The organism is Psychrobacter sp. APC 3279 (assembly GCF_030407795.1).
Classification (GTDB): domain Bacteria; phylum Pseudomonadota; class Gammaproteobacteria; order Pseudomonadales; family Moraxellaceae; genus Psychrobacter.
The window spans coordinates 142,045-159,328 of the sequence record NZ_JASDCR010000006.1 but is presented as its reverse complement, the minus strand read 5'-3'; the positions used below and the strand labels follow the sequence as shown (position 1 = coordinate 159,328).

Sequence of the window (17,284 nt, the reverse complement as noted above, 5' to 3'; positions counted from 1 at the left end):
GGTGATAACGTTGAGATGGGCGTAGAGCTTATCCACCCAATCGCTATGGACAAAGGTCTTCGCTTCGCTATTCGTGAAGGCGGCCGTACTGTAGGCGCTGGTGTTGTTGCTAACGTATTGAACTAATACTTAAGTCTCAGCAATGAGCTTATGAATTAGTCATAAAAAAGGCCATCCTATCTAGGGTGGCCTTTTTTTATTGGAGAAAGTTGAAGCATGATCGAAAATAGAATTATGCCTAGCGTGTATTAATGAATTAGCTACATGTGTGATAGAGACAATTATTTGTTAGATAGCATATTGTAATCTGTAGCATAGCTTGTTATATTATCGCTGCACTTAATGCTAGCAGTTATTTTAGATTGCGGCAGTGCAAAATCAGGTAAAATTAATAATTTTACCGTCAAGGGCTTGCATTCTATGCTAAATATTGTATAATGCTGTCCTTTACACCCATAGGCGATTGGCTCAATTGGTAGAGCATCGGTCTCCAAAACCGAGGGTTGTAGGTTCGAGTCCTACATCGCCTGCCATCTTCTTATCACATCTTTGTTGTACCCCACCATCTCCGAAGCGAGTTCTTTATGAGCAATGATCAAGATAACCTCGAGACTAAGTTATCTGATGCCAAGGCGGTTGCTGGTGGAATGCTGTCTAAAAACAAGCATGTTTCAGCTAGCGGTACTACTGCTGTTGAAGTGGCTAAGACTGGCTCAATAAAAGATTTGATTTTGTGGCTACTTGCCGCAGCTGTATTAATCGGTGCGACTCTAGTAAATCAATACTTACCGGGCTATTGGCAACCTGCCAACGACGTCTGGGTACGTATTGGTATTATTGTCGCACTTGTTGTATTTGCATTAGTTTGTTTGGCGTTAACGCATCAAGGCCGTGCTTTTAAAATATTATTAAAAGATGCTGCCGTTGAGCTTCGCCGAGTGACATGGCCAGGTAAAGACGAAACCTTTCAATATACATGGCAAGTGATTGTCGTGATTGCGATTGCTGGTTTCTTTATTTGGTTATTGGATAACTTTTTTAATTGGTTCGTTGGTATTTTCATCGGTTAATAGCGCGTATTAGTGACTATTAGCGCGACATTTACTCATAACGACTTATTTATAATGATCAGGAGCGTGATATGCGTTGGTATATTGTCCAAGCGTTTTCAGGATATGAAAAACAAGTACAACGTTCATTAACTGATCGTATTAATCGTAGTGACTTTGCTGATTCATTCGGTGATGTATTGGTTCCTACTGAAGAAGTCGTCGAAATGAAAGACGGCAAAAAACGTAAGAGTGAGCGTAAGTTCTTTCCTGGATATGTATTGATCCAAATGGAAATGAACGATAATACTTGGCACATCGTAAAAGATTGCCCTCGTATTATGGGCTTCATCGGTGGTACGCCTGAGATGCCTGCACCGATTACGCAAGTAGAAGCTGATCGCATTTTAAACCGTTTGAACCAGACTGAAACTGACCCACGTCCTAAGACTCTATTTGAGCCAGGCGAAGAGTTGTTGGTTATCGATGGTCCATTTACTGACTTTAAAGGGTTGGTAGAAAAAGTGGATTATGAGAAGTCTAAACTACATCTAACGGTAAACGTATTTAATCGACCTACGCAGGTTGAGCTTGAATTTAGTAAAGTCGAAAAACTAGACTAAATTAGCAAAAAATTCATCAACCGGGGAGCTGTTAGTCAATTAGGTATATACCACGTTGATTTGGCGCTATTACCCATTTAGGAGAGTATCATGGCTAAGAAGATTGATGGTTACATCAAACTGCAAGTGCCTGCAGGCAAAGCAAATCCTTCACCACCTATTGGTCCAGCTTTGGGTCAAAAAGGCGTGAACATCATGGCGTTCTGTAAAGAATTTAACGCTGCGACCTCAGGCCAAGAGCCAGGTCTACCGATCCCAACTGAGATCACAGTATACAGCGACAAATCTTTTACCTTCATCATGAAGTCACCACCAGCTGCATACTTACTACGTAAGGCTGCTGGTATTGCTAAAGGTTCAGGTACACCGAACACTGCTAAAGTTGGTAAAGTTGACCGTGCACAACTAGAAGACATCGTTAAGACTAAGAATGCAGATTTAACTGCAGCTGATCTTGACGCTGCTGTCCGTACCATCGCTGGTACTGCACGTTCAATGGGTATTACCGTGGAGGGTGTATAATGTCTAAGCTAACCAAACGTCAAAAAGAAATTCAAAGCCGTATTGATAACGAAAAACAGTACACTATTGAAGAAGCGGTTCAAATCCTAAACGATTTGCCAGCGCTAAAATTCAAAGAGTCTATCGATATCGCAGTAAACTTGGGCGTTGACCCACGTAAATCTGATCAAGTAGTTCGTGGTGCAACCAACCTACCTGCGGGTACTGGTAAAACCAAACGCGTTGCTGTATTCGCTCAAGGCGCTGCTGCTGAAGCCGCTAAAGAAGCTGGTGCAGACATCGTTGGTTTTGAAGACCTAGCAGAGCAAATCAAAGCCGGTAACATGGACTTTGATGTTGTTATCGCAGCTCCAGATGCTATGCGTGTTGTTGGTCAGTTAGGTACTATCCTAGGCCCACGTGGTCTAATGCCTAACCCTAAAGTTGGTACAGTAACGCCAAACGTTGCTGAAGCTGTGACTAATGCGAAAGCTGGTCAGGCTCAGTACCGTGTTGATAAAGCTGGTATCATCCATGCAACTATCGGCCAAGTAGGTTTCACTGCTGATCAAATCGAGCAAAACGCGCAAGCGATTCTTTCTGATCTAAAGCGTGCTAAGCCTGCTACTTCTAAAGGTACTTTCATCAAGAAAATTACCTTGTCTAGCACGATGGGTCCAGGTCTAACGATCGACGCTGTTCCTTATCGTACTGCTAAATAATTAAAGTTTTTATCTTCAAATATTTTGAATGATAAACACAAACAGTTTTTAAAGAATTAGGTCAGCGTAGTATTTGCTACGCTGTCTAAGACCGTAGGTAGAGAGTAGTTTAGAGTCATAATTAGCGATCTTCGGATAGTTATTTATGATAATAAGTCACTTTTGTTAATCGACGACAGATGAAAATCTTAGTTGTCCTACGCAGACGGTGGCCCACACAGTTTAAGACACGAGCGAATAGGGCGATAAGGTTATTTATAACCTTCAAACTATTACTCAACGTCATTCTGATAACGGTGCCGTAATCAGTCGTTACCAGTAGATGCTTTTTTTATTAATTGAATCCACTGGTAATGTGTCGTATCAAGTCAGTCTTAGCTTACAGTTTGAGCGCATAAAAACCTTGTTTTTGGCACTTTTATTATAAGTCGATTGATAAGATTAAAGGAGTCAACTTATGGCATTAACGCTAGAACAAAAACAACAAGTTGTGGCTGAAGTGTCTGAAGTTGCTGCTAATGCTTACTCAGCAGTAGCTGCCGAATATCACGGTATTGGTGTTGCACAGCTTACTAAGCTGCGCGAACAAGCTCGTGATAAAGGTGTTGTTTTAAAAGTGGTAAAAAATACACTAGCAAAACGCGCTTTTGAAGGCACTAAGTTTGAGAGCATGTCAGACCGTATGACTGGTCCACTACTTTTGGCTTTCTCTATGGAAGATTTGGGATCTGCTGCTCGAGTCGTTTTCGACTTCAGCAAAGATAACAAAGCTTTAGAGACCAAATTAGTATCAGTCGGTGGTGAAGTTTATGGTCCAGAAGAGCTAGAGCGCGTATCGAAGCTACCAACTCGCGACGAAGCAATCTCTATCTTGATGGCTACTATGAATGCACCAGTGACCAAGCTTGTCCAGACTATGAACGCTGTTCCTGGCAAGTTCGTTCGCACTGTAGCGGCAATCAAAGACGCAAAAGAAGCTGCTTAATTGCTTGTTTTAACGTAACTTTAACATCGCTAATTTTGGTTGCACTTTATTGTCACATTAGGCAAGCAATCAAGGCGATATTAGAATCAATTAATTTTTATCAGATAACGGAGAGTTCTCATGGCACTATCTAAAGATGACGTGTTAAATGCAATCGCTGAAATGTCAGTAATGGATATCGTTGAGTTAATCAGCGACATGGAAGAAAAATTCGGCGTAACAGCTGCTGTTGCTGCTGCACCTGCTGCTGCTGGTCCTGCTGCTGCTGCTGCTGAAGAAAAAGACGAGTTTGACGTAGTTCTTGCCAGCTTTGGCGAGAAGAAAGTTGGCGTAATTAAAGCCGTACGTGAAGCTACTGGTCTTGGCCTAAAAGAAGCGAAAGATTTGGTTGAAAGCGCTCCAGCTCCAATCAAAGAAGGCGCATCTAAAGCTGAAGCTGAAGAGTTGAAAAAGAAACTTGAAGAAGCTGGTGCAACTGTTGAACTAAAATAAGTTTAACACTGTACGAAAAAAAGCTGGTAATGCCTTGCATTGCCAGCTTTTTTTTACTATAATTCGTAGCTTGACCTTTTGTGTCTGCCAACATACGTATGCAACATCACGGTGGATACCCATCAAAAGGACAGACGATATACATGCAAGCACACATGCCAGTTTTTGAAATCAGTTAATATCAGCTAAACGTCTGTAGATGTTTGGCATTTTTTTGTGTCTGCATGCTTTCCTATCAACACTATAGTTTATACTGATTCTTAAAGTTATAGTTACCCCGATTATTAATCCTGAAAAAAGCGGTACTCTGAAAAAGCTGTTGATCATAAGTTGCCTACTTGGTGTGGCATGACTGTCGATATTAAGTCTTATAGACAGTTTGTATGTGTAGGGAACATAGTTCGGTAATAAGCAGTCTAGATGGCAAGTGGTTTATATGCAATCTTAATAGACGTTATTTCCCAGCAATGTATTTGTAAATTGAGCCTGATAGGCCATGTGTTATAGATTATATAATATTGAATTTTTTGGTTGCAACAGTCATATAGATTGATTCATGTACCATGAATTTAAAAAGCAACGACGAGATTAAGTGAAGTGTGCTAGGTAAGCACTGATGAGTAAAGTAGTAATTGACAGAAAAGACATGAACTGAACACGAAAACCCGTTTTATATTATCGTTTACGTCGCCATGTTTGCATCGTATTTATGCATACTGGCCACGCTTTTAATTTGTTTCCACGTTTACTGTAAGGACTCTCGATGGCATATTCTTATACTGAAAAAAAGCGTATTCGCAAAAGTTTTGCTGAATTGCCCACTGTAATGGACGTTCCCTATTTACTGTCTATTCAAGTAGATTCTTATGAGCAATTTTTGCAAGAGCACAAAAAGCCAAAAGCTCGTGAGAATACTGGTTTGCAAGCTGCGTATTCCTCTATTTTCCCAATTGAGAGTCACTCTGGTAACGCCGAGTTGCAATTTGTTGAGTACTATTTAGGTACGCCTGAATTTGATGAGCGTGAGTGTATCTTACGTGGTTCAACGTTCGCGGCGCCAATGCGTGTCAAAATCCGTTTAATCATCAAAGATAAAGATAGCAAAGACAAAGATAGCAAAGCTGCTATCAAAGATATCCGTGAGCAAAGCGTTTACATGGGCGAGATGCCTTTGATGACGGCTAACGGTACTTTTATTATCAATGGTACTGAGCGTGTTATCGTATCTCAGCTACATCGTTCACCTGGTGTGTTCTTTGACCATGATAAAGGTAAGTCGCATTCAAGTGGTAAAGTGCTTTATAACGCACGTATTATCCCTTACCGTGGTTCATGGTTAGACTTTGAATTTGATGCCAAAGATTTAGTATTTGCTCGTATTGACCGTCGCCGTAAACTACTTGCGTCAATCATTCTACGTGCACTTGGTCTAACAACTTCTGAAATCTTAGATTTGTTCTTTGATAAAGTCGCTGTCTATAAAGCTGAAGAGACGTTTGAGATTGATCTAGTTGCTGATCGTCTACGTGGCGAAATGGCTCAGTTCGATATCGTATCACCTGAAGGTGAAGTTATCGTAGAGCAGGGCAAACGCATTAACGCACGCCGTATCCGTCAGCTTGAAGAAGCCGGTATGACGAAAATTGCTGTGCCTGATGAATATTTGTATGAGCGTATCTTAGCAGAAGACATCGTTGTTAATGACGAAATCATTGCTAAAGCAAATACGCCAATTGACCACGAGTTATTGGTTAAATTGAACTCATTTGAAGCCAGTGGTGCCATCAAAGAGTTCAGCATTCTATTCACCAACGATATCGACCAAGGTAGCTATATTGCCGATACGCTACGTGCTGATAGTACCTCAAGCCGTGAAGAAGCATTGATCGAAATCTACAAAGTAATGCGTCCAGGTGAGCCACCAACGGTCGAAACTGCTGAAAAACTGTTTGAGAGCATGTTCTTTAACGCAGATCGTTATGACTTATCAAATGTCGGTCGTATGAAATTCAACCGTCGTCTTGGTTTAGAATTTGATAACACTGATGATCCTGATATCCAGCGTGAACGCAGTGTATTGACCAACGATGATATCGTTAACGTTCTAAAAGAGCTTATCGAGATTCGTAATGGTCGCGGTGATGTCGATGATATTGATCATCTCGGTAACCGTCGTATTCGTTCAGTAGGCGAAATGGCAGAAAACCAATTCCGTGTTGGTCTAGTACGTGTTGAGCGTGCCGTAAAAGAGCGTTTAAGCTCAGCAGAATCAGACAACTTGTCACCGCAAGATTTGATTAACTCTAAGCCAGTAGCGGCTGCAGTGAAAGAATTCTTTGGTTCAAGCCAGTTGTCACAGTTTATGGATCAGAACAACCCGTTGTCTGAAGTTACCCATAAGCGCCGTGTATCAGCGTTAGGACCTGGTGGTCTAACTCGTGAACGTGCAGGCTTTGAAGTACGTGACGTACATGATACGCATTATGGCCGTGTATGTCCTATTGAGACTCCTGAAGGTCCAAACATTGGTCTGATCAACTCACTAGCGACATTTGCTAAAACCAACAGCTTTGGCTTCTTAGAAACGCCTTATCGCCGTGTGGTTGATGGTAAAGTGACTGACGTTATTGAGTATCTATCAGCAATCGAAGAAGTAGGTACTGTCATTGCACAGGCTGATTCTCCGATGACTGAAGATGGCGCGTTATCTGATGAGATGGTCAGTGTACGTAGCTATGGTGAATTTGTTCGTATGCCGCCAGAAAAAGTAACGCATATGGATGTATCGCCAAGCCAGGTAGTATCGGTTGCAGCAGGTTTGATTCCGTTCCTAGAGCATGATGATGCTAACCGTGCCTTAATGGGCTCGAACATGCAACGTCAGGCTGTTCCTACGCTACGTGCTGATAAGCCATTGGTAGGTACGGGTATGGAGCGTCACGTTGCTCGTGACTCTGGTGTTTGTGTTATCGCTAAACGTGGCGGTGTGATTGAAGATGTTGATGCATCACGTATCGTTGTTCGTGTAAACGAAGACGAGATGACTGCTGGTGAAGCGGGTATCGATATCTATAACTTGATCAAATACACGCGCTCTAACCAAAACACTTGTATCAACCAACGTATCATCGTTAACCAAGGTGACGAGATTGCTTTGGGTGATATCTTGGCTGATGGTCCATCAACGGATCTTGGTGAGCTAGCACTAGGCCAGAACATCCGCATCGCATTTATGCCGTGGAATGGTTATAACTTCGAAGATTCAATCTTGTTATCTGAAAAAGTCGTGAAAGAAGATCGTTTCACTACTATTCATATCCAAGAATTAACTTGTGTGGCTCGTGATACCAAGCTAGGTACAGAAGAGATCACTGCTGATATTCCAAACGTTGGTGAAGCAGCATTATCAAGTCTTGATGAAGCAGGTATCGTCTATATCGGTGCTGAAGTTGACGCTGGTGATATTCTAGTGGGTAAAGTGACGCCAAAAGGTGAAACGCAACTAACGCCAGAAGAGAAACTACTACGGGCTATCTTTGGCGAAAAAGCGGCTGACGTGAAAGACACCTCATTACGCGTACCAACTTCAAGCAAAGGTACGGTTATTGATGTACAGGTCTTCACCCGTGATGGCGTTGAAAAAGACGCACGCGCAAGAGCGATTGAAAAATCGCAGCTTGATAGCTATCGCAAAGATTTGAAAGAAGAGCTACGTATCTTTGAAGAAGCAGCACGTGGTCGTATTGGTAATCTATTAGATGGCCAAAAAGTCAGCGGCGGTGCTGGTCTAAAAGCTGGTACGGTTATGGCATTGGCTGATATGAAAGATATGAGCCTTGAGACCTTGCTTGATATTCAACCAGTAGAAGAAGAAATCTCTGAGCGTCTAACGCAAATCGCTGATTACTTGGTTGATAAGCAAAAAGACATCGATGTGAAGTTTGCTGAGAAAAAACGCAAATTGACTGCTGGTGATGACTTACAGCATGGCGTACAAAAAATCGTTAAAGTATATCTAGCGGTTAAGCGTCGTATTCAGCCTGGTGATAAGATGGCTGGTCGTCATGGTAACAAAGGTGTGGTATCGCGCATCATGCCAGTTGAAGACATGCCTTATGATGAAAATGGTAATACCGTTGACATCGTGTTGAACCCACTTGGTGTACCATCTCGTATGAACATCGGTCAGGTTCTAGAAACGCATTTGGGTATGGCAGCGAAAGGATTGGGCGAGAAGATTGATGGTATGCTCAAATCTCAAGCAGCGATCAAAGAGCTACGTGACTTCTTGGACAAAATCTATAACCAAGTCGGTGGCGAACAAGTTGATCTTGATAGCTTAAGTGATGATGACATCATGGCGCTAGCAGACAACTTACGTGGCGGTGTACCGATGGGCACAGCAGTATTTGACGGCGCAAGAGAAAGCCAAGTTAAAGACCTGTTAGAGCTTGCTGGTATGGATCGCGATGGTCAGCAGACGTTATATGATGGTCGTACAGGTCAGAAGTTTGACCGTAAGGTAACCGTCGGCTACATGTACATGCTCAAGCTTAACCATTTGGTTGATGACAAAATGCATGCGCGTTCAACGGGTTCTTATTCTCTAGTCACGCAGCAGCCACTCGGCGGTAAAGCTCAGTTTGGTGGTCAGCGCTTCGGTGAGATGGAAGTATGGGCACTAGAAGCATACGGCGCGACTTACACGTTGCAAGAAATGCTAACGGTGAAGTCGGATGACGTTGAAGGCCGTACTCGTATGTATAAAAACATCGTTGATGGTGAGCAGTATATGGACCCAGGCATGCCTGAGTCGTTCAACGTACTGACCAAAGAAATCAAATCACTGGGTATTAATATTGAGTTAAAACAAAGCAACTAGCCCGTTGTTTAACTTAGTTGTCCACTAAAGGCAGTCTGCTTTATTGCTGCTGCTTTTAGTGATTTGTCTCAACCCTATTCATTGCCTTCATTCATCTTATCTGCGTCAATGGTACGCTGTCAGATGATTATAAAGATAACGGAGAAGCAACTTGAAAGATTTACTCGATATCATGCAAAGCCCTACCGGCAACGGTAATACAGAGTTTGATAGCATTCAAATTACCTTAGCCTCACCTGACGTTATTAAGTCATGGTCGCACGGCGAAGTAAAAAAGCCTGAAACCATCAACTATCGCACGTTCAAGCCTGAGCGTGACGGTCTTTTTTGTGCCAAAATCTTTGGCCCAGTAAAAGACTTCGAATGTTTATGTGGTAAATATAAGCGCCGTAAGTTCCAAGGCGTTATCTGTGAAAAATGTGGTGTTGAAGTTACCACTGCTAAAGTCCGTCGTGATCGCATGGGTCATATCGACCTAGCCAGTCCTGTGGCGCATATTTGGTTCCTAAAATCATTACCAAGCCGCATCGGTCTATTGCTAGACATGACGCTACGTGATATCGAGCGCGTTCTATATTTTGAAAGCTACATCGTTACTGAGCCTGGTCTAACTAGCTTAGAAAAGTATCAGTTGCTTGATGATGAAGATTATTACAAAGCGCTTGAAGAGTTCGGTGATGAATTCACAGCTAAAATGGGTGCTGAAGCCGTTCAAGACCTATTAAAAGATATCGATATCGATCTTGAAATTGATGAGCTTCGTGAAGCGATTCCACAAACTGGTTCTGAGACTAAGCTTAAGAAAATGTCTAAGCGTCTTAAATTGTTAGAAGCATTCCGTGATTCTAATAACAAGCCTGAGTGGATGGTAATGAACATCTTGCCAGTACTACCACCAGATTTGCGTCCTCTAGTACCGCTAGAAGGTGGCCGTTTTGCGACGTCAGATCTAAACGATCTATATCGCCGTGTGATCAACCGTAACAACCGTCTAAAGCGTCTGCTTGAGCTAAGCGCCCCTGATATCATCGTACGTAACGAAAAACGTATGTTGCAAGAGTCAGTGGATGCGTTGCTTGATAACGGTCGTCGTGGTCGTGCCATCACTGGTAGTAACAAGCGCCCATTGAAATCTTTGGCAGATATGATCAAAGGTAAGCAAGGTCGTTTCCGTCAGAACTTACTTGGTAAGCGTGTCGATTACTCTGGTCGTTCGGTTATCGTTGTAGGTCCAACACTACGTCTACATCAGTGTGGTCTACCTAAGAAAATGGCACTAGAATTATTCAAGCCATTCACTTATAACAAACTATTGTCTCATGGTTTAGCGACTACGATTAAAGCTGCTAAAAAGATGGTAGAGCGTGAAGAGCCACAAGTTTGGGATATGCTGGCCATGGTTATCCGTGAGCATCCAGTATTACTTAACCGTGCGCCAACACTTCACCGTTTGGGCTTGCAAGCATTTGAGCCAGTATTGATCGAAGGTAAAGCCATTCAGTTGCACCCGCTTGTTTGTACTGCATTCAACGCCGATTTCGATGGTGACCAAATGGCCGTTCACGTGCCATTGACGCTAGAAGCGCAGCTTGAATCACGTGCCTTGATGATGTCTACCAACAACATCTTGTCACCTGCGAACGGTGATCCGATCATCGTACCATCTCAGGATGTTGTACTAGGTCTATATTACATCAGTCGCTCGTCTATCAATGCCAAAGGCGAGAGCATGATTTTTGCGACCGTTAATGAAGCATTGCGTGCAATTGGTTCAAACGATCTACATGTAAACGCCAAGATCAAAGTGCGTGTTACTGAGACGCAAATTGACGAAGACGGTAACGAGACTAAAGAAATCAGTATCAAAGATACGGTTGCTGGTCGTCTACTTATCTGGAACATCATGCCTAAAGGTATGACGTTTGATGAGTGTAACCAAGAGATGACGAAGAAAAATATCTCTCGTTTGATTAACTCTTGCTATCGTAAAGTCGGCGTAAAAGAAAGTGTTATGTTTGCTGACCAATTGATGTATCTTGGTTTTGCTCAAGCGACGCTATCTGGCGTGTCTATCGGTATCGACGACATGGTCATTCCACCACTTAAGAAGCAAATCATCGAAGTGGCAGAAGGCGAAGTTCGCGAAATCGAAGATCAGTTCGAGCAAGGTTTCGTAACTGCTGGTGAGCGCTATAATAAAGTAGTTGATATCTGGTCACGTACCAATGACAAAGTCGCAAAAGCGATGATGGACAACTTGGCAACAGATAAAGTTATCAACGCACAAGGTGAAGAAGACGAGCAGAAGTCATTCAACTCGATCTTTATCATGTCAGATTCTGGTGCTCGTGGTAGTGCGGCACAGATTCGTCAGTTGGCGGGTATGCGTGGTTTGATGGCTAAGCCGGATGGCTCAATCATTGAGACACCGATTAAAGCGAACTTCCGTGAAGGTTTGACCGTACTACAGTACTTCATTTCAACTCACGGTGCACGTAAAGGTCTAGCGGATACGGCACTGAAAACAGCTAACTCGGGTTACCTAACTCGTCGTCTGGTTGATGTGGCGCAAGATTTGGTTATCACTAGCGATGATTGTGGTACTGAAGAAGGCCTACTTATGAAACCACATATCCAAGGTGGTGAAATCATTGAGAAGCTAGGTGAGCTAGTACTGGGTCGTGTCACTGCTCGTGACGTTACTTATAACGATGATGCTGATAAAGTATTGATTCCAGCTGGTACATTGATCGATGAGTACTGGGTTAACGTCCTTGATAACAACGCAATCGATGATATCTGGGTACGTTCAGTAATTACGTGTGATATCGAACATGGCGTATGTTCACAGTGTTATGGTCGTGACCTTGCACGTGGTCATAAAGTGAATATCGGCGAATCAGTCGGTGTTATGGCAGCTCAATCTATCGGTGAGCCGGGTACTCAGTTAACCATGCGTACGTTCCACGTGGGCGGGGCTGCAAGCTCAGCCTCTGTGGACAATAGCATCTCTGTACGTAATGCTGGTCAAGCGCACTTTGAAAACATGAAAACAGTACAGCATACCGATGGTCACTTAGTCATCGTATCGCGTTCAGCTGAAATCGCATTGACCGATGAGCTTGGCCGTGAGCGTGAGCGCTATAAAGTACCGTACGGTTCAAGCGTACTTGTGAAAGACGAAGAGCAGGTTGAAGGCGGTCAAACTATCGCTAAGTGGGATCCGCATACGCATCCAATCATCACAGAATTTGCTGGTACAGCACGCTTCAGTGACATCACTGATGGTATGACTGCAACAGTTAAGGTTGATGATGCGACTGGTATGAGCTCATTTGAGATTCTAGCCACTCGTGACCGTTCAAGCTCAGCAAAAGACTTACGTCCTGCGATTATCTTGAACACTGACGAAGGCAAAGAAGTGGTTTACTTCTTACCAGCTGAAACTATCATCCGCGTGAGCGATGGTGAAAAAGTAGCAGCAGGTTCGATTCTAGGCCGTGTACCACAAGCGTCTTCTGGTACGAAAGATATCACCGGTGGTCTACCACGTGTTGCTGACTTGTTCGAAGCACGTCGTCCAAAAGATCATGCCATCATGGCAGAAATGACTGGTGTCGTTAGCTTTGGTAAAGAGACCAAAGGTAAGAACCGCTTCATTATTACTAATGAAGATGGTGAAGTACATGAAGAGCTAATCCCGAAATGGCGTCAAATCAACGTCTTTGAGAACGAGACGGTAGCACGTGGTGAAGTGATCGCTGATGGTCCACAGAACCCACATGATATCTTGCGTTTGAAAGGTCAGACTGCACTTGCTGATTATATCGTCAACGAAGTACAGGACGTTTATCGCTTGCAGGGTGTAAAAATTAACGACAAGCACATCGAAGTTATCATTCGTCAGATGTTGCGTAAAGTTGAAATCACTGACGGCGGCGATTCAAGTCACTTCAAAGGTGATCAGGTCGAGTATGCAGATATCAAAGCATTGAATGCGAAGCTAGAAGCGGAAGATAAATTCCCAGTACAGTTTGAGCGTCAATTATTAGGTATCACTAAAGCAAGTCTAGCAACTGAAAGCTTTATCTCAGCGGCTTCTTTCCAGGAAACAACCCGTGTACTAACTGCAGCTGCTGTGACTGGTAAGGTAGATGAGCTACGTGGTCTGAAAGAAAACGTGGTTGTCGGTCGCTTGATTCCTGCAGGTACTGGTCTTGCTTATCATAAAGCACGCAAAGAGAAAGCAGATCAGAAACTACAAGACAAAGATTTGAATGCAGCGTTTGATATGACTGCAAGCACTGATAGCAAAGACTTTGCAAGCTTTGATGAAGCATTTGCTCAAGAGTTAAATCAAGATAATTAATCGTATTAAGTATTTTGATTCATTCTTAATTTGATAAAAAAGCCAGCCTAAGTTGCTGGCTTTTTTGTGCGTATAAAAAACTGAGAAAGGCATGGTGCTATTATCTAAAAAAATAGTACACTGGAAAATATGCTTTAATTCACTACTTATAAAAGGATAATTAGCAAATGGCAGGTAAAACTCGCGTCGCCAAATATCAAGCAGATCGAACCAATCAAAAGTTATATTTCTGTCGTTTATCTTGCCAATCTGCAGGAAGTACCAATGATAAGCAGTTATACCAAGCACATTGTGAGACTGCTATTTTTCATTTGCATGGTGCTTTATTGGCATTTATTCAGGAGCTCGGTCACTTTTATAGCTTAAATATGACAGCGCCAACTTTGCTCGATATTGAACAAGCACTAAGCGAGCGTACCCAAGTATCTCCTGAGATTCAGCGTTTGCAGCAACTGCAACAGCAAGGTTTTATCGCCAATATAGAGCGTGCTTATCAGCGTTGTCTTTATGCAGTACCGCCAGATACTATCGTCGATGAAGCGCCAAGCAGTCATTCAGCGTCACCAGACTTGATTGTCAATGTTGTCACTTTATCCAATCAATGGCTGCCTGATGAGACCACAATACGAGAATGGCGCAATCAGCTTTTAGAACTGATTGAACAATTGCGTGCAGGTATGGTCGAGTTCTAATAGGAAGTAAACTAGAAGATTTAGTCTCTGATAGCTATTTATTGAACCACTTGAAAGTATGATCAAGTAGTGTAGGCCATAGTCTAAAGCGCATAAAAAAGCTTATTCAGTCATTACTGAATAAGCCTTTTTCTTATTAATTAAGAATGGTCTTGTTTATTACTCTGGCATCGGTGGCATACTTTCAACGGGTGTCACCGTTAATGGATTTTCCGGTACACTGTCATCACTACGATTGCTACTTGGTTTCGTTGGTTGTTGAGTGTCCGTCTCTTCAGTAGGCTCTGGAGCCGAAGGCTTACGCTGCTGGGTTTGAGTCTTGACTGGTTTTGCTGATTTATTAGCGTCATCGTTAACTAGGACGCCATCATCAGTCATTTCTATGATGCTTTGCTGTTGTTTTCTGGATTTTGAGCGGTTATTGATAGATACCCATTGGCTTGGCGTGTCTTTTAGCTGAGCTTTCATAAAGTCCATCCATACTGGCAGCGCTGCTACACCACCGTATTCACGGCGTCCCATAGTAGATGGTTGGTCAAATCCCATCCATACTACTGTTGCATTGGTAGGATGAAACCCTGCAAACCACGCATCTTTGGCCTGATTGGTGGTACCAGTTTTGCCACCGATATCATCACGTCCTAATGCTTTTGCTCTTACCGCTGTACCGCGTTGGACTACATCGCGTAGTATATCTGCCATCTCAAAAGCGACTCTCGGTTGCAGTATGCGCGGTGCTTGTTTGGCCCTTACATATTGTACGGCTGGCGCTTTTAGGCGGTCTGATTGTGGACCAGCGTTGTATACCGTTAAATCAAGCTCTTTATCTGTTGTTTCGCTATCATCATTGCTTTCTGATGATGAATTATCGGCAGTTATTTCATTACTGCTATCATCAAGCGCTTCGATTGACTTCTCATACTCTTCAACTAAGCTGCTATTGACCTTCTCAAGTTTTTCGTTAAAGCATAGTGCACATGCTTGACGTGGATTTGCCTGAAACAACAGCTCGTTTTTATAATTGTAAATTTGTTCAATAAAGTAAGGTTGGACACGATGACCACCATTCGCGAAAGTTGAGTAAGCCGTGGCCATTTGTAATGGTGTGGCTTGTCCTGCTCCAAGTGCTAATGATAATGTTGTCGGCAGCTTTTCTTTATCCAGACCGAATTCATCTAACAGGTTGCGCGTACTTGAGATACCGATAGCTTGCAACAAGCGAATAGATACGAGGTTACGAGACAAATATAAACCACGACGTAAAGTGATATCACCTAAGAAACGTTCATCAGAGTTTTTCGGTTTCCAGTCACCTACTTGAATAGCTCGGTCAGAAACGATGGTATCTGGGCGATAACCTTTTTCTAAAGCAGCGGTATAAACAAGCGGTTTAATGGTTGAGCCAGGTTGACGCCAGCCTTGTAGAGCGCGGTTGAACTTACTGTGGTTAAAATCAAAGCCACCGACCAATGCATTTACAGCACCAGTCTCTGGATTCAACGAGACCAAACTTCCTTGAATTTTAGGTATTTGACCTAATTGCCAGTTGCCATTAGCCGTAGGTATCACACGAACAATATCGTTCTTCTTAACGACTTGACTGGCATTACTAGGGTAATAACCAATACGGTCAGCAGAAATATACTTACGTGCCCAACTCATACCAGACCAGTTAACAGTCACTTCTTCACCGGATTGCAGGACTGCTTTAAAACTACGAGAGTTGACTTTAATTACTTTAGCAGGAGACATGTTGCTGTAGCGTTGGAAGTTTTCAAGAGGCTCATCATTTGCTTCAGCCCCGCGCCAACCATGGCGATGCTCATAGGCAATCAATCCTGTTACTACTGCTGCTTCTGCATCTGTTTGTGCTTTACTATCTACTGTGAGACGTACGCGCCAGCCACCGTGCATGACTTGATCGCCATAACGTTCGACCAAAGAAGCGCGCGTCATTTCTGCCAAATAAGGCATATTTACATCGAGCTTTTCTTTATATAGGTTGATACCTATAGGGGAGTTGACCGCTTCATCGTACTGAGCTTTAGTAATATAGCCAAGCTCATGCATGCGTCCAACGATCCAGTTGCGGCGAGTCAGTGCACGGCTAGGATTGGCAACAGGATTATATTTAGAAGGGGCTTTTGGTAGGCCGGCTAACATGGCCATTTCAGCAATGGTTAAATTGTCTAATGACTTACTATAGTATTTTTTGGCCGCAGCACGAATGCCGTAGGCACCTTCGCCCAGATAGATTTTATTGACATATAGCGTCAAAATATCATTTTTACTCAGCTCGTCTTCGATTTTCCGCGCCAAAAACAACTCTGTGAGTTTGCGGTTTAAAGTACGTTCTGGACTTAAGAAATAGTTTTTAGCGACCTGCATCGTAATGGTAGAGCCACCGGTTTGACCATCGTCATCAGTGACTGCTTCGGTGACAGCGCGACCAAGACCTTTAATACTGATTCCGCTATGCTGAAAGAAAGAAGCATCTTCGGCCGCTAAAAAAGCATGAGTTAAATCTTCAGGAATCTCATCAAAACTAACTGGTAATGATAAACGATTGCCGTATTGGCCGATTAATTTATCATCACTACTATAAATCTGTAATGGCATTTCTAATTTGGCTGTTTTAATTTCTTGCGTACTAGGTAGGGTTGGCGATAGATACATGGCCATCCCATAAAAACCAATAGGTACAGCAAGTGCTAGAACAACTGCCAATGCTAGGCAAGCGATAAAGAGTCCCACCAAAAAGCGAATGAGACGAGCGGTAGCATTTGTTTTGGCCATAATAAGACTTATTAGTTAGAATTTGTAGCAGACAATATTATTATACATTGAACAAAATAGGCAGGTCATAATAAATGTGTAAGTTGGCCTTAATATATTTTTAAATGCTTGAATCTATCAATTAAGTAAAGTATTGTATTGAATTATTACAAATAACTACCAGATTGTACACT

At 42.8% G+C, this 17,284-nt stretch carries 10 protein-coding genes, 1 tRNA gene and 1 pseudogene; 11 read left to right on the top strand and 1 reads right to left on the bottom strand.

Translation table 11 applies throughout. The features are described from left to right. From tuf to QL898_RS04665, 11 genes and pseudogenes are all read left to right on the top strand, one after another. Positions 1-126: pseudogene (tuf, locus tag QL898_RS04715) on the top strand (elongation factor Tu); the annotation flags it as partial. 331 nt (positions 127-457) lie between these two features. After that, positions 458-533 (top strand) — tRNA-Trp (locus QL898_RS04710). Between the two features lie 51 nt (positions 534-584). Beyond that, positions 585-1,070, top strand: a complete 486-nt coding sequence (secE, locus tag QL898_RS04705; RefSeq protein ID WP_057761731.1) for a preprotein translocase subunit SecE — start codon at positions 585-587, stop codon at positions 1,068-1,070. A 71-nt stretch (positions 1,071-1,141) separates the two neighbouring features. Continuing rightward, positions 1,142-1,672 (top strand): transcription termination/antitermination protein NusG, encoded by a 531-nt coding sequence (gene nusG / locus QL898_RS04700; RefSeq protein WP_290175972.1) that lies wholly within the window; start codon positions 1,142-1,144, stop codon positions 1,670-1,672. A gap of 90 nt (positions 1,673-1,762) precedes the next feature. Further along, positions 1,763-2,194, top strand: a complete 432-nt coding sequence (rplK, locus tag QL898_RS04695; protein ID WP_057761727.1) for a 50S ribosomal protein L11 — start codon at positions 1,763-1,765, stop codon at positions 2,192-2,194. Further along, positions 2,194-2,895 carry a 50S ribosomal protein L1 gene (rplA, locus tag QL898_RS04690; protein ID WP_057761725.1) on the top strand — a complete coding sequence of 234 codons (702 nt, stop codon included), beginning with the start codon at positions 2,194-2,196 and terminating at the stop codon, positions 2,893-2,895. Before rplK ends, rplA begins: the two co-directional genes overlap by 1 nt. A 457-nt stretch (positions 2,896-3,352) precedes the next feature. Continuing rightward, the gene (gene rplJ / locus QL898_RS04685) at positions 3,353-3,880 is read left to right on the top strand and encodes a 50S ribosomal protein L10 (protein ID WP_057761724.1); all 528 of its coding nucleotides are present in this window, start codon (positions 3,353-3,355) and stop codon (positions 3,878-3,880) included. A 120-nt stretch (positions 3,881-4,000) separates the two neighbouring features. Then, positions 4,001-4,372 carry a 50S ribosomal protein L7/L12 gene (rplL, locus tag QL898_RS04680; RefSeq protein ID WP_057761722.1) on the top strand — a complete coding sequence of 124 codons (372 nt, stop codon included), beginning with the start codon at positions 4,001-4,003 and terminating at the stop codon, positions 4,370-4,372. Positions 4,373-5,135: 763 nt separating this feature from the next. Next, positions 5,136-9,254, top strand: a complete 4,119-nt coding sequence (gene rpoB, locus QL898_RS04675) for a DNA-directed RNA polymerase subunit beta (RefSeq protein ID WP_290175970.1) — start codon at positions 5,136-5,138, stop codon at positions 9,252-9,254. A gap of 151 nt (positions 9,255-9,405) precedes the next feature. After that, on the top strand, positions 9,406-13,623 hold the full coding sequence (gene rpoC, locus QL898_RS04670) for a DNA-directed RNA polymerase subunit beta' (RefSeq protein WP_290175969.1): 4,218 nt from the start codon (positions 9,406-9,408) through the stop codon (positions 13,621-13,623). Between the two features lie 167 nt (positions 13,624-13,790). Next, positions 13,791-14,315: a DUF6586 family protein gene (locus tag QL898_RS04665; RefSeq protein WP_101204294.1), complete on the top strand. Its 525-nt coding sequence runs from the start codon at positions 13,791-13,793 to the stop codon at positions 14,313-14,315. Positions 14,316-14,474: 159 nt separating this feature from the next. On the opposite strand, the gene QL898_RS04660 is transcribed toward QL898_RS04665, so the two are convergent. Beyond that, positions 14,475-17,111: a PBP1A family penicillin-binding protein gene (locus QL898_RS04660; protein ID WP_290175968.1), complete on the bottom strand. Its 2,637-nt coding sequence runs from the start codon at positions 17,109-17,111 to the stop codon at positions 14,475-14,477. Positions 17,112-17,284 lie beyond the last annotated feature (173 nt).